Below are 13,625 nucleotides of genomic sequence, written 5' to 3'. Positions count from 1 at the left end.
GATTGCTTCCTACGCCAGCAGCACGCTCAGCACCGAGATCGCCTCGTCGATGCCCTCGTCGTCGACGTCCAGGTGGACCACCAGGCGGGCCAGCTTCGGGAGCATCGCCGCGATCAGCACGCCCCGCCGCGCCGCCTCGGCGGCCAGTTCCGGCGCGTCCATCGGGGCCTTGGTCAGGTCCAGCGGGACCAGGTTGGTCCGCACCCGGTCCGGGTCCACCACCCCGAGCGGGGCCAGGCCCTCGGCGAGCCGGCGGGCCCGCGCGTGGTCCTCGGCGAGCCGATCCACGTGGTGGTCCAGCGCGTACCGGCCGGCCGCGGCGAGGATGCCGGCCTGCCGCATGCCGCCACCCATCCGCTTGCGGATCACCCGCGCCCGGGCGATCCGCTCCCGGCTGCCCACCACGAGCGAGCCGACCGGGGCGCCGAGGCCCTTGGAGAGGCACACCGAGAGGGTGTCGAAGAGCGCGCCGTAGCTGGCCAGCGGCACCCCGTCGGCGACGTGCGCGTGCCAGATCCGGGCACCGTCGCAGTGCAGCGCGACCCGGTGCGCGTCGGCGACCGCGCGCAGGTCGCGCAGGGTCGCGAGCGGGATCACCCCGCCACCGCCCAGGTTGTGGGTCTGCTCGACGGCGATCGCGGCGGTCGGCACCGACGGGAAGCCGGCCGGGCGGATCATCGCGGCGATCCGGTCCACGTTCAGCGCGGCACCGGTCGACGCCCAGGTCCGGGTGGAGATGCCGCCGTAGACCGCGGCGGCGCCCAGCTCGTACGTCACCACGTGCGCGTCCGCCCCGGCGAGAAGCTCCCCGCCGGGCGGGGCGACCAGCTGCAGCGCGATCTGGTTGGCCATCGTCCCGGACGGGGCGAACAGCGCCGCCTCGTGCCCGAACATCGTCGCGACGTGCTGCTCCAGCGCGTTGACGCTCGGGTCGTCCCCGAACACGTCGTCGCCGACCACGGCGGTCGCCATCGCCTCGCGCATCCCGTCGGTGGGGCGGGTGACGGTGTCCGAGCGCAGATCAACCACGGAGCATCTCCGCCACCAGGAAGGCCAGCTCCAGGCTCTGCTGGGTGTTCAGCCGCGGGTCGCAGGCGGTCTCGTACCGGTCCGGCAGGTCCAGGTCCTCGATGCCCTGCGCGCCGCCGAGGCACTCGGTGACGTCCTCACCGGTCAGTTCGATGTGGATGCCGCCCGGGTGGGTGCCGAGGCCGCGGTGCACCTCGAAGTAGCCGAGCACCTCGTCGACGATCCGGTCGAAGTGCCGGGTCTTGTACCCGTTCGACGACTCGTGGGTGTTGCCGTGCATCGGGTCGCACTGCCAGACCACCTTGGCGCCGGTGGCGTGCACCTTCTCCACGATCGGCGGGAGGGCGTCGCGCACCTTGCCGTTGCCCATCCGGCTGATCAGCGTGAGCCGGCCCGGGATGTTCTCCGGGTTCAGCTTCTCGCACAGCTCGATCGCGGTCTCCGGGCTGGTGCCGGGGCCGATCTTGACGCCGATCGGGTTGGAGATCCGGCTGATGAAGTCGATGTGCGCGTGGTCCAGCTGCCGGGTGCGCTCACCGATCCACAGGAAGTGGCCGGAGAGCCCGTACGCCTTGCCGCCGGAGACCCGGGTCAGGGCCCGGTCGTACTCCAGGGCCAGCGCCTCGTGGGAGCAGTAGAGGCTGACCGTACGCAGGGCCTCGTTGTCGGTCATGCCGCAGGCGCGGATGAAGTCCAGCGCCCGGTCGATCTCGCGGGCGATCGCCTCGTAGCGCTCGCCGGCCGGCGAGGCCCGGACGAAGTCCTTGTTCCAGTCGTGCAGGCCGTGCAGGTCGGCCAGGCCACCGGCCAGGTAGGCGCGGAGCATGTTCATCGCGGCGGCGGAGTTCGCGTACGCCCGGATCATCCGCTGCGGGTCGGCGATCCGCGCCTTCTCGTCCGGGTCCAGCGCGTTGATCATGTCGCCCCGGTACGCCGGCAGCCCCAGCGAGTCGGTCAGCGACGACCGCGGCTTGGTGTACTGCCCGGCGACCCGGGCCACCTTCACCACCGGCATCGACGCGCCGTACGTCAGCACCACCGCCATCTGCAGCAGCGTCCGCGCGTTGGCCAGCAGGTGGCTCTCGGTGTTGTCGGCGAAGGTCTCCGCGCAGTCGCCGCCCTGGAGCAGGAAGGCCTTGCCCTCGCAGACCTCGGCGAGCCGGGCCCGCAACTGGTCGACCTCGTACGGCGCGACGATGGACGGGACGTTGCCGAGAACCCCACAGACCGAGGCGACCTCGTCCATGTCCGGCCAGGGCGGCATCTGCACCCGGGGCAGTGCACGCCATCGGTCGAGGCCCAGGGCCTCGTCCTCGGCGGAATCGGTGGACGGGCGGGAGGTCGCGACTCCCGGATGGCTCAGCTGATGCCATTCACGGCGCATGGGTAGAGCCTACGAAAACGGGGCACCGGGTCTGGACCCGGTGCCCCGCATTTACCGCTTGCGGATCAGAGGTTGCCCTTGATCGCGGTGATCAGCTCACCGTTGCTGGTGTCGCCGGAGAACTCCCAGAAGAACGCGCCGCCGAGACCCTGGTTCTTGGCGTACGTCATCTTGCCCGCGATCGTCGCCGGGGTGTCGTAGCTCCACCAGTTGCTGCCGCACTTGGCGTAGGCGGTGCCGGCGACCGTGCCGGTCGACGGGCAGCTGGTCTTGAGGACCTTGTAGTCCTCGATGCCGGCCTCGTAGGTGCCGGGCGCGGCGCCGGTCGCGCTGCCACCCGGAGCGGCCTGGGTGACCCCGGTCCAGCCGCGGCCGTAGAAGCCGATGCCGAGCAGGATCTTGCTGGCCGGAACGCCCTTGCTCTTCAGCTTCTGGATCGCGGCGTCCGAGTAGAACCCGGCCGTCGGGATCCCGGTGTACGACGTCAGCGGCGAGTGCGGGGCGGTCGGGCCCTGCGCCGCGAACGCGCCGAAGTAGTCGTAGGTCATCGGGAAGACCAGGTTCAGCTTCGAGATGCCGGAGGCGTAGTCGGCCACGTCCAGCTTGCCACCGTTGGAGCCGTCGGCGGAGATCGCCGAGGTGACCAGGAAGCTCGAGCCGAACTTGTTGCGCAGCGCGGTGATCACCTTGTTGTACGAGTCCGGGCCGGACGCGTCGCAGCTCAGGCCACAGGCGTTCGGGTACTCCCAGTCGACGTCGATACCGTCGAAGACGTCCGACCAGCGGGAGTCCTTGACCAGGTTGTAGCAGGAGTCGGCGAACGCCGTCGGGTTCGCGGCGGCCTGGGTGAAGCCACCGGACCAGGTCCAGCCGCCGAACGACCAGATCACCTTGAGGTTCGGGTACTGCTTCTTCAGCTTGCGCAGCTGGTTGAACGAGCCGCGCAGAGCGCCCGCGTCCCAGGTGTCGGCGACGCCGTCGACGCTCTCGGCCGCGGAGTACGCGCGGTCGTAGTCGGCGTACGAGTCACCGATCGAGCACTGGCCGCCGGTGGTGTTGCCGAACGCGTACAGGATGTGCGTCAGCTTCGCGGCGGAGCCCGACGTCACCAGGTTCTTGACGTGGTAGTTCCGGCCGTAGATGCCCCACTCGGCGAAGTAGCCGACCACGTTCTTGCCGCTGGTTCCGGGCGGCGCGGTGGTCGGGGCGGTCGTCGGCGTCGTGGTGGGCGGCGTCGTCGTCGGCGCGGTGGTCGGGGTGGTCGTGGGCGGGGTGGTGGTCGGGGCGGTGGTCGGGGTGGTCGTGCCACCACACGCGCCGTTGTCGATCCAGACGTCCCACTGGCCGCTGTGCGTGGCCGGCGACTCGTTCTGGGTCCACCACTTGGCGGTGTAGTTGTGGCCGCTCTGCGAAGAGACGTTGTCCTTCACATATGTAGCGGTGGCAGACCAGGCGGTGGCACACGCGGTCGCGGCGTTCGCCTGCACGAGGGGGACCGAGGCCGAAGCGCCGATCACCACCGCACTGACGAGCAGCGCCCGGCGGAGGGTTTTGCCCACGGGGTCTCCTTTAATATTTAGGAAACTTTCCAGAGAGAGGATGAGGAGACCGTAGTCACATTGATTAACACCAGTCAAGTGAGGTCAAGACCTTTAAGGTTTCTTTAACGGCATCCGCGAGCTGAACACGGCGTGCGTTCAAGCCACTACACCGCGTAGGCTTTCGCCATGACCATCTACGACGTCGACATTGACGCCCTTACCGGCGGCACGACCGATTTGGACCGCTACCGCGGTTCGGTTCTGCTCGTGGTCAATGTGGCCTCGCGCTGCGGTCTGACCCCGCAGTACGACAAGTTGCAGCCCCTCTACGACACCTACCGCGACCGGGGTCTGGTGGTGCTCGGCGTGCCCTGCGACCAGTTCGGCAACCAGGAGCCCGGCACCGCGACCGAGATCGACGAGTTCTGCCGGGCCAATTACGGCGTGACCTTCCCGATGACCGCGAAGACCGAGGTGAACGGCGCCGACCGGCATCCGCTCTACGGCGAGCTTATCGGCGGAGGGCCGGACATCCAGTGGAACTTCGAGAAGTTCGTGGTCGCGCCCGACGGCACGGTGGCCGCCCGGTTCAGCCCGCGGGTCGAGCCGGACGATCCCGAGCTGGTCGCGACCGTCGAGAAGCTGCTGCCCCGCTGAGCGGCCGATGAGCATCCATGTGATCGGGGTCGACGCTTACGCGCTCGGCTGGGTCGGGGTCGAGCTCCGCGACGGCGCCTTCGGGCGGGCGGTCCTCGCCTCCACCCTCTACGAGATCGTCGCGGGCAGCTCCGGCGCCGCGGTGATCGGCGTCGACATCCCCCTGGGCATGCTGCCGGACCGCTGGCGGGCCGCCGACACGCTCGCCGCCGACCAGCTCGGCCCGCGTCGCGGCAGCGTCTTCCGGGTGCCACCGCGCGCGGTCTGGATGGAGCCGGACTTCGCCGCCGCCAACCGGCTCTGCCGCGAGCTCACCGGCGCCGGCCTGAGCCGCCAGTCCTGGGCGCTGCGGCCCAAGCTGCTCGAGGCGAACGCCCTCTGGGAACGCCACCCCCGGCTGCTCTTCGAGGCCCATCCGGAGGTCAGTTTCCGCACCATGGCCGGCGAGCCGCTGCCGTTCGCCAAGAAGACCTGGAGCGGTCAGTCCCGCCGCCGCGAGCTCCTCGCCCGCAACGGCATCACCCTCCCCGACCAGCTCGGCCCGGCCGGCCAGGCCCCACCCGACGACATCCTGGACGCCGCCGCGGTCGCCTGGACCGCCCACCGCGTCGCCACCGACACGGCGCTGTCCTTCCCCTCACCCCCCGAGGAGGAGAACGGCTCCCGCATCGCCATCTGGTACTGAAAAACCTTCAGACCCCGATTTGGTACGACGTGAGCACCCGCCCGCCCCGCCCGGCGCGACGCGATCCCGGCCCCGGCCCCGCCCGCGACTTGCGCGTCAGTCGGTGGCCCGCGACCGATCCCGGGGCGGGCGCCGGCCGCGACTCGCGCCCGGCCGGCTGGTGGTCAGGGTTGCTTCAGCGGTCTTGAAGCAGCACTGAGGACCAGCCGGGCCGGGAGGCGCGGCCGGGCCTGGCGGCGGGATCGGGTCGCGGGCCACAGACTGACGCGCAAGCCGCGGGCCGGGGCCTGGACCGGCCGCGGCGTCGCGGAATTGGACCAGGGGCTCCGGGCTGCGGTTGTGGGGTGGCTCGGCCGTACCGCGGAAAGGTTTTAAAGGGCTTGGGCGGCGATCTCGCGGGCCCGGTCGCGCGCCGCCTCCAGGGCGGTGAGCAGGGCCGCGCGAACGCCGTGGTTCTCCAGCTCGCGGAGGGCGGCGATGGTGGTGCCGGCCGGAGAGGTGACCGCCTCGCGGAGCTGGACCGGGTGCTCGCCGGAGTCGCGGAGCATCGTCGCGGAGCCCACGGCGGTCTGGACGATCAGCTGGTGGGCGACCGTGCGGGGCAGGCCGAGCAGCACGCCGGCCTCGATCATCGCCTCGGCCATCAGGTAGAAGTAGGCCGGGCCGGAACCGGAGAGCGCGGTGACCGCGTCCTGCTGCGACTCCGGGACGCGGACGGTCGCGCCGAGCGGCGCGAACATCTCGTCGGCGATCGCCAGGTGCTCCTCGGTGGCGTGCGCGCCGGCGGAGATCGCGGTCATCGCCTCGCCGACCATCGCCGGGGTGTTGGTCATCACCCGGATGACCGGGGTGCCCTCCGGCAGCCGGGCGGCGAAGAAGCCGGTGGGCAGGCCGGCGCAGAGCGAGACGACCAGCTTGCCGGCGGGCAGCGCCGGGCCGATCTCGTCGAGCAGCTTGCCCGCGTCCTGCGGCTTGACGCCGACCGCCAGGATGTCGGCGCGCTCGACCGCCTCGGCGGTGCCGACCACGGTGACGCCGTACTTCCCGGTCAGCTCCGCGCCGCGGGCCGGACGGCGGACGGTGACCAGCACCCGGTCGGCCGGTCGGCCGGACCGGATCAGGCCGGCGACGACCAGCTCGCCCATCTTGCCGGTGCCGAGCATCGCGACGGTGTGCTTGGGCAACGCGTTCTCCGTTCATGAATGAAGGCCGGCGTCGAGGACGCCGGCCTTCATCACAACACGATCAGTTACCGAAGAAGACCTCGGCCTCTTCGTAACGCGACAGCGGAACGGTCTTCAGCTCGCCGGTGCCCTCGATCAGCGGAACCCGGACGATGTCGGTGCCGCGCAGCGCCATCATCTTGCCGAAGTCGCCCTCGTGCACGGCGTCGATCGCCTGCAGGCCGAAGCGGGTCGACAGGACCCGGTCGAACGCGGTCGGCGTGCCACCGCGCTGGATGTGACCGAGGACGACCGTGCGGGCCTCCTTGCCGGTCTTCTCCTCCAGCTGCTGGGCCAGCCACTGGCCGATGCCGCCGAGGCGGACGTGACCGAAGCTGTCCAGCTCCTGGTTGTGCGTGACCATCTGGCCGTCGAGCGGCTGCGCGCCCTCGGCGACGACGACGATCGGCGCGTACTCCACCTGGAAGCGCTTGGTCACGTACGTCGCGACCTGCTCGACGTCGAACTTGCGCTCCGGCAGGAGGATGACGTTGGCGCCACCGGCGAGACCGGCGTGCAGCGCGATCCAGCCCGCGTGCCGGCCCATGACCTCGACGACCAGGGTGCGGTGGTGCGACTCGGCGGTGGTGTGCAGCCGGTCGATGGCCTCCATCGCGATGTTCACCGCGGTGTCGAAACCGAAGGTGAAGTCGGTCGCGTTGAGGTCGTTGTCGATCGTCTTCGGCACGCCGACGACGTTGACGCCGAGGTCGTTCAGCTTGGTCGCGACGCCGAGGGTGTCCTCGCCGCCGATCGCGACCAGCGCGTCGACGCCCTGCTCGGCCAGGTTGGCCTTGATCCGCTCGACGCCGCCCTCGATCTTGAAGGGGTTGGTGCGGGAGGAGCCCAGGATCGTGCCGCCGCGCGGGAGGATGCCGCGGACCTCCGCGATGCCGAGCGGCTTCGTCAGACCCTCCAGCGGGCCCTTCCAGCCGTCGCGGAAGCCGACGAACTCGTGGCCGTAAGCGGTCACGCCCTTGCGGACCACGGCACGGATGACCGCGTTGAGACCGGGGCAGTCGCCGCCACCGGTGAGCACGCCGATACGCATTGTTTCTCCTCGTCCTTCCCCTGAACGGGTAGCGAGATGCAGATAGCTCGTCAGAGCCCCCGGGAGCGTCTTCGTCGGCAGCGTTGCCGGCCCGGGGCGAGCCGCAAGCCGAACTCTAGTCTCCGCCCCGGGCACGGCTGAACGCGGCCCTTTGCCCGCTTCCCGCACCCGCTTCCCTCACAGCAACGACTCGACCGCCCCGAGCGCTTCGGCCTCCGCGCCGAGTGCGGCCGGGACCACGGTCAGGCTCGCGGCGGCGCTCGGCGCGCAGTGCCGCTGCAACGCCTCCCGGATGCCGTCGACGACGTACGGCCCGGGCTCGGTGAACCGTCCGCCGACCACCACCACGGCCGGGTTCAGCAGGTCACAGACGACCGCGACGGTTCGCCCGATCAGGCGACCCGCGTCCAGCAGCGCCCGCCGGGCCGGGCCGTGGCCGCCGCCGGCCAGCTCGAGCAGCCGGTCCTCGGTCGGCTTGTCGAGCAGCGCGCCGAAGTACGACGGCATCAGGAACGCCCCGAGGCAGCCGCGCCGGCCGCAGACGCAGAGCGGGCCCATGTCCCGGACGGTCAGGTGACCGATCTCGCCGGCGTAGCCGATCGCGCCGCCGTACGACCGGCCGGCCGCCACGATGCCGGCGCCGACGTACTGCGCGGCCTTCAGGTAGAGCACGTCCCGGGCGCCCCGGGCGGCCCCTCGCCGGGCCTCGGCAAGCGCCGCGAGCTGGGCGTTGTTGCCGACCACGACCGGACAGCCGAGCATCCCGGAGATCATCTCGGCGGGGGCGAAGCCGGAGAACATCGGAAGAACACTGCGTACGCCGAACTCACCGGTAACCGGATGCACCGGCGAGGGCACGCTGAGCGCGACGGCGGCCCGCGGGTCGTGGCCGGCGAGCAACTCCGCCGCGTACTCCGCGGCGGCCCGGATCAGCACCCGCCCGTCGACTCCCGCGGCGAGCGGGCGGAACCCCTCGGCGAGCCGGTTGCCGGCCCGGTCGGTCAGGATCGCGCGCAGTCCGTCCAGGTCCATCGCCATGCCGAGCACGACGCCGGGCGGGGCGGCCAGGCGGAACGCGGGGGACGGGCGGCCGGAGCGGACCGGGGGCGGGCAGGACTCGATCACCCGGTCGTGCCGCATCTCCGCGAGAGCTTCGGAGATCGCGGCGCGGGGCAGTTTGGTGAGGCGGACGAGGTCGCTGCGAGTGGTCGCACCACGGGCCCGTAGAAGATCGGTGATCACTTCGCGGCGAACGATCCGTTCGTGCTGCCCGACTTTTATGGATATTTCCTGCAATGTGCGGTCGCCGCGTGAGGCAGGCGTGGTGCGCAGCGCCAGCGTCACCGCGCCCAGCAGCCCGGCCCGGCCGTCCAGCCCGGTGATCCGGATCTCGGTGCTCTCCGCGACCTCCGGCTGGGCGTACCGCCGCATCGCCTCCCGCACCCCGGCCAGCACCGGCCCGTCCGCCTCGATCAGCGGCCCGTCCAGCACCACCAGCTCCGGGTTCACCGTGTTGGCCAGGTCGGCCAGCACCCGCCCGACCATCCGCCCGGCGTCCGCCAGGACCCGCTCGACGGTGGCGTCGTGGTGCGACAGCTCGACCGCGCGGGCCGCGGTGACCGGCTCGCCGTACGTCGCCGCCAGCGTCGCCAGGATCTCCCGCGGCGCGGCGATCGTCTCCAGGCAGCCGCGGTTGCCGCAACGGCAGAGCGCCCCGGTCTCGTCGACCTGCACGTGCCCGAGCTCGCCGGCCACCCCGGACGCGCCCGGGTGCACGTGCCCGCCGAGCATCAGCCCGCAGCCGATGCCGGTGGAGACGCGCAGGTAGCAGACGTCCCGCCGGCCGGCCGCGACGCCGTGCGCGACCTCGCCGAGCACGCACAGGTCGGCGCCGTTGCGGACGGTGACCCGGTGGCCGAGGCGGGCGGTCAGCTCGCGGGCCGGGTCGTGACCGGCCCAGCCGGGCAGCACGGTGCCGGGCTGCACGACGCCGTTGAGCAGCGGCGCGGAGAGTCCGACGACCGTCGACCAGACGCGCTGGCTCGTGCACGCGCCGAGCAGATCGGCCAGCCCGGCCGGGTCGCCGCCGGGGTGCAGCCGCTCGTCGAGGATCCGGCCGGACAGATCGGCGACCGCGATCCGGATGCCGTCGCCGCCGACGACCGCACCCACCACCACCCCGGCCCGCTCCCCCAGCGTCAGCAGCCGGGCCGGGCGGCCGGGACGGCTGCCGTCGGCGGCCGCGTCGGTCTCGGCGAGCAGGCCGGCCTCGATCAGCTCGGCGACCAGTCCGGTGATCGTCATCCGGGCCATGCCGGTGCGCTTGGCGAGGTCCGCGCGGCTGATCCGGCCCGCCTCGCGGACCGCCGCGAAGATCAGGTCACGGCGGACGAGGTGAACGCGACGGCCGGTCACCGTTCGAGCCTACGCCGGGGTTTTGCCGTACCTGGACGTAATCCACGCCGCACGGTGACCGTGATCACGATCGGAAAGCCGCAAACCGTACATATTTAACGGCGACACAGGCAATTCACGGCCGTGACCAGGCCTCACAGCCTCTGGTTCGGTGCTGTTCCAATCGATACCTTACGAAAACAAGGCGTTAACAAACCGGAAGCCGGCCCGGTCCCCGCCTCTCCCGATAACCCGTGTTCCGAGGTGTGCGATGACCACTGTCGAATCCCGGCCGACGACGACGCCCGTGCTGTCCGAGCGGCCGAACGCCCCCACCAAGCTGATCGTCGCGATGGCGCTCGCCATGCTCGGCGCCTACCTCACGATCCTCACCCCGGTCATCGTCACGATGTCGATCCGGGTCGCGCAGATCGCCCCGGACGACAAGTCCGCCGCCCTCGGCACCGTGCTCTCGGTCGGCGCGGTCCTCGCGCTGATCGGCAACCCGTTCTTCGGCGCGATGTCCGACCGGACCACCTCCCGGTTCGGCCGCCGCCGCCCCTGGCTGCTCGGCGGCATGCTGCTCGGCTCGATCGGCCTGCTGATCGTCGCGCTCGGCGACAACATCCCGACGCTGACCGCCGGCTGGGCCCTCGCCCAGCTCGGCATCAACGCCACCCTGGCCACGCTGACCGCGCTGCTGCCCGACCAGATCCCGCCCCAGCAGCGCGGCAAGGTCAGCGGCATCCTCGGCCTGATGACCTCGGTCGCGATCCTGGCCGGCAGCGCGCTCGCCGCCGCCCTCGCCAACACCGTGCTGATGTTCATGGTCCCGGCGGCGATCGGCGTCGCCACGATCGGGCTGCTCGTGGTCGTCCTCAAGGACCGCCCGGCGGAGAAGGGCCACTTCGCGCCGTACGGGTTCAAGGAGTTCCTCGGCACCTTCTACATCCACCCGGGCCGGTACCCGGACTTCGCCTGGAACATCCTCAGCCGGTTCCTGATCTGGACCGGCCTGGCCTGCGTCACCACCTACCAGGCCTACCTGCTGATCGACCGGTTCGGCTACACCACCGACAACGTGGCCGGCGGCATCCTGGTCGCCACCCTGATCAGCACCGTCGGGCTGATCGCCGGCTCGTCGTTCGGCGGCACGCTCTCCGACCGGACCGGGCAGCGCAAGCCGTTCGTGCTCGGCGCCGGCATCGTGATCGCGGCCTCGCTCGCGCTGATCGCCTTCGCGGGCAACCTCACCGTCTTCCTGATCGCCTCCGCGCTGTTCGGCCTCGGCGAGGGCGTCTACCTCGCGGTCGACCTGGCGCTCGCCACCGACGTGCTGCCGAACCCGGACGACGCCGCCAAGGACATGGGCGTGCTGAACATCGCGAACGCGCTGCCGCAGTCGCTGGTGCCGATCCTGGCCGCGCCGATCCTCGCGGTCGGGGCCGGCGGCTCGAACTACCGCCTGCTGTTCCTGCTCGGCGCGGTCGTCGCGGTGGCCGGCTCGGTGCTGGTCCGCATGATCCGCGGCGCTCGCTGAATCTGTTGAAGGGGTTGGACATGCACGACTACCAGAACCCGGAGCTCCCCATCGAGGAGCGGGTCACCGATCTGCTCGGCCGGATGACCCTGGCCGAGAAGGCCGGACTGATGTTCCACACGATGGCCGCGGTCAACCCGGACGGCACGCTCGCCGCCGGCGACCCGATGATCCCGGCCACCGAGGAGCTGATCCGAACCGGTCAGCTGAACCACTTCAACATCCTGACCTTCGGCCCGGTCACGCCGCGGAAGATCGCCGAGTGGCACAACCGGGTGCAGCAGATCGCCGCGGACACCCGGCTCGGCATCCCGGTCACCGTCTCCACCGACCCCCGGCACGGCGTGATCGACAACCCCGCGGCCTCGGCCGCCTCCGGCGGCTTCTCGGCCTGGCCCGAGCCGATCGGCCTGGGGGCCACCAAAAACCCCGATTTGGTACGGCGGTTCGCCGACATCGCCCGGCAGGAGTACCTGGCGGCCGGCATCCGCGTCGCCCTGCACCCGATGGCCGACCTGGCCACCGAGCCGCGCTGGGCGCGCACCAGCGGCACGCTCGGCTCCGACGCCGACGTGGTGTCGTCGCTGATCACGGCGTACGTCCAAGGGTTTCAAGGTCCTTCGCTCGGCCCGGACAGCGTCGTCGCGATGGTCAAGCACTTCCCCGGCGCCGGCCCGCAGAAGGGTGGCGAGGACGCGCACTTCGCCTACGGCCGGGAGCAGGTCTACCCGGGCGGCATGTGGGACTACCACCTGAAGCCGTTCGAGGCGGCGTTCGCGGCCGGGGCGGCGCAGATCATGCCGTACTACGGGATGCCGGTGGACACCACGTACGAGGAGGTCGGGTTCGGCTTCAACCGGGACGTGATCGAGGGCCTGCTCCGGCAGCGCTACGGCTTCGACGGCGTGGTCTGCACCGACTGGGGCCTGGTCACCGACGCCGAGATCATGGGCACGCCGATGCCGGCCCGCGCCTGGGGCGTCGAACACCTCGACCGGCACGCCCGGGTCCGCAAGATCCTGGACGCCGGCGCCGACCAACTCGGCGGCGAGCAGTGCCCGGAACTGATCATCGAACTCGTCGAGCGGGGCGAGCTGACCGAGGCCCGGCTGGACGTCTCGGCCCGCCGCATCCTGCGCGACAAGTTCCGCCTGGGCCTGTTCGACGACCGCCGCTTCGTCGACCCGGCCGCCGCCGAGAAGATCGCCGGCCAGGCCGCCTTCCGGGCCGCCGGCCTGGAGGGACAGCGCCGCTCGGTGGTGGTCCTGACCGACCGCCCGGCGGCCGCCCCGACCCCGGCGGCCGCCCCGACCCCGGCGGCCGCGCCGGCCCCGGTGCTGCCGCTGACCGAGGGGATCACCGTCTACCTGGACGGGGTCGACCCGGTGGTGGCGGCCGGCTACGCGAAGGTGACCGAGGACCCGGCGCAAGCCGACGTGGCGATCGTCCGGCGGGCGGCGCCCTACGAGCCGCGCGGCGGCGGATTCGAGGCCTTCTTCCACGCCGGTCGGCTGGAATGGACGAAGGAGGAACTCGACCCGGTCCTCGAACTGGCCGGCGCCCTGCCGACCGTGGTCGACGTCTGGCTGGACCGGCCAGCGGTGCTCACCCCGCTCGCGGGGACAGCGGCCGCGCTGACCGGCACGTTCGGGGTGAGCGACGAGGCACTGCTGGACGTGCTGTTCGGCCGCGCGCCGTGGACCGGGACCCTCCCGTTCGAGCTACCTTCATCGATGGCCGCGGTCGAGGCGTCCCGCGAGGACGTCCCGAACGACACCACGGACCCGCTGTTCCCCTACGGCCACGGGCTGACCCGATAGAGAGTCCCCACCCACCACGGGGGCTGACCGCCTCGCCGACATTGTCCCGCGATTCCGCAAGATCACGCGAACACCCTGTGGACAACCTCGCGGTGTGGATAACCGGCAGGCCCATTGAGCAGCAAGAACGTTGAAACCCGGCCGCGCGACCTTCGCGCGGCCGGGTTTTTGCTTCGCATTGCCGGACACCAAAGCCCCGCTGGAACGCCGAAGCCCGGCCGCGCATGTCGCGCGACCGGGCTCACGGTTCGGCCGGCCCTCAGGAGGTGTGACCCCCGCCGATGGGGCACCCCCGAGGACC

10 protein-coding genes are annotated in these 13,625 nt (G+C 71.5%); 4 read left to right on the top strand and 6 right to left on the bottom strand.

Annotated elements, in window-relative coordinates; all coding sequences use genetic code 11:
* Window positions 1–9 precede the first annotated feature (9 nt).
* The 3 genes from L3i22_RS08205 to L3i22_RS08195 all read right to left on the bottom strand — a co-directional run bounded on the left by L3i22_RS08205 (window position 10) and on the right by L3i22_RS08195 (window position 3,972).
* Window positions 10–1,029 carry a low specificity L-threonine aldolase gene (locus L3i22_RS08205; protein ID WP_221326377.1) on the bottom strand — a complete coding sequence of 340 codons (1,020 nt, stop codon included), beginning with the start codon at window positions 1,027–1,029 and terminating at the stop codon, window positions 10–12.
* Window positions 1,022–2,413 (bottom strand): class II 3-deoxy-7-phosphoheptulonate synthase, encoded by a 1,392-nt coding sequence (locus tag L3i22_RS08200; protein ID WP_221326376.1) that lies wholly within the window; start codon window positions 2,411–2,413, stop codon window positions 1,022–1,024. The genes L3i22_RS08205 and L3i22_RS08200 overlap by 8 nt, the downstream gene beginning before the upstream one ends.
* A 65-nt stretch (window positions 2,414–2,478) precedes the next feature.
* Entirely contained in the window at window positions 2,479–3,972 is a 1,494-nt protein-coding gene (locus L3i22_RS08195) for a glycosyl hydrolase family 18 protein (protein WP_221326375.1), read from the bottom strand.
* Between the two features lie 168 nt (window positions 3,973–4,140).
* Between L3i22_RS08195 and L3i22_RS08190 the strand changes: the two genes are divergently transcribed.
* Both L3i22_RS08190 and L3i22_RS08185 read left to right on the top strand, forming a co-directional pair.
* Complete coding sequence (locus tag L3i22_RS08190) at window positions 4,141–4,611, top strand: glutathione peroxidase (protein WP_221326374.1); 471 nt, start codon at window positions 4,141–4,143, stop codon at window positions 4,609–4,611.
* 7 nt (window positions 4,612–4,618) lie between these two features.
* Window positions 4,619–5,296 (top strand): DUF429 domain-containing protein, encoded by a 678-nt coding sequence (locus tag L3i22_RS08185; RefSeq protein WP_221326373.1) that lies wholly within the window; start codon window positions 4,619–4,621, stop codon window positions 5,294–5,296.
* Window positions 5,297–5,667: 371 nt separating this feature from the next.
* Here the strand turns inward: L3i22_RS08185 and proC are convergent, their stop codons facing one another.
* The 3 genes from proC to L3i22_RS54295 all read right to left on the bottom strand — a co-directional run bounded on the left by proC (window position 5,668) and on the right by L3i22_RS54295 (window position 9,985).
* On the bottom strand, window positions 5,668–6,459 hold the full coding sequence (proC, locus tag L3i22_RS08180) for a pyrroline-5-carboxylate reductase (RefSeq protein ID WP_221329846.1): 792 nt from the start codon (window positions 6,457–6,459) through the stop codon (window positions 5,668–5,670).
* 82 nt (window positions 6,460–6,541) lie between these two features.
* On the bottom strand, window positions 6,542–7,570 hold the full coding sequence (locus L3i22_RS08175) for a 6-phosphofructokinase (protein WP_221326372.1): 1,029 nt from the start codon (window positions 7,568–7,570) through the stop codon (window positions 6,542–6,544).
* A 177-nt stretch (window positions 7,571–7,747) separates the two neighbouring features.
* Window positions 7,748–9,985 (bottom strand): ROK family transcriptional regulator, encoded by a 2,238-nt coding sequence (locus tag L3i22_RS54295; protein WP_221326371.1) that lies wholly within the window; start codon window positions 9,983–9,985, stop codon window positions 7,748–7,750.
* A 250-nt stretch (window positions 9,986–10,235) separates the two neighbouring features.
* Here L3i22_RS54295 and L3i22_RS08165 point away from each other — a divergent pair, with 250 nt between their 5' ends.
* Both L3i22_RS08165 and L3i22_RS08160 read left to right on the top strand, forming a co-directional pair.
* A complete protein-coding gene (locus L3i22_RS08165; protein WP_221326370.1) occupies window positions 10,236–11,504 on the top strand; it encodes an MFS transporter in 1,269 nt (422 codons plus the stop codon).
* Window positions 11,505–11,524: 20 nt separating this feature from the next.
* Window positions 11,525–13,324, top strand: a complete 1,800-nt coding sequence (locus L3i22_RS08160) for a glycoside hydrolase family 3 protein (protein WP_255658039.1) — start codon at window positions 11,525–11,527, stop codon at window positions 13,322–13,324.
* Window positions 13,325–13,625 lie beyond the last annotated feature (301 nt).

It is taken from the genome of Actinoplanes sp. L3-i22, assembly GCF_019704555.1.
In the GTDB taxonomy this organism is placed as follows: Bacteria; Actinomycetota; Actinomycetes; order Mycobacteriales; family Micromonosporaceae; genus Actinoplanes.
Note: the sequence above shows the minus strand (reverse complement) of the source record. Positions and strands in the feature narration are given on the sequence as shown.

Excerpts from the sequence above, each read along its gene's own strand:
- L3i22_RS08175 (WP_221326372.1), bottom strand. The coding sequence starts at position 7,570 with ATGCGTATCGGCGTGCTCACCGGTGGCGGCGACTGCCCCGGTCTCAAC.
- L3i22_RS08190 (WP_221326374.1), top strand. The coding sequence starts at position 4,141 with ATGACCATCTACGACGTCGACATTGACGCCCTTACCGGCGGCACGACC.
- proC (WP_221329846.1), bottom strand. The coding sequence starts at position 6,459 with ATGCTCGGCACCGGCAAGATGGGCGAGCTGGTCGTCGCCGGCCTGATC.
- L3i22_RS08185 (WP_221326373.1), top strand. The coding sequence starts at position 4,619 with ATGAGCATCCATGTGATCGGGGTCGACGCTTACGCGCTCGGCTGGGTC.
- L3i22_RS08200 (WP_221326376.1), bottom strand. The coding sequence starts at position 2,413 with ATGCGCCGTGAATGGCATCAGCTGAGCCATCCGGGAGTCGCGACCTCC.
- L3i22_RS08160 (WP_255658039.1), top strand. The coding sequence starts at position 11,525 with ATGCACGACTACCAGAACCCGGAGCTCCCCATCGAGGAGCGGGTCACC.
- L3i22_RS08165 (WP_221326370.1), top strand. The coding sequence starts at position 10,236 with ATGACCACTGTCGAATCCCGGCCGACGACGACGCCCGTGCTGTCCGAG.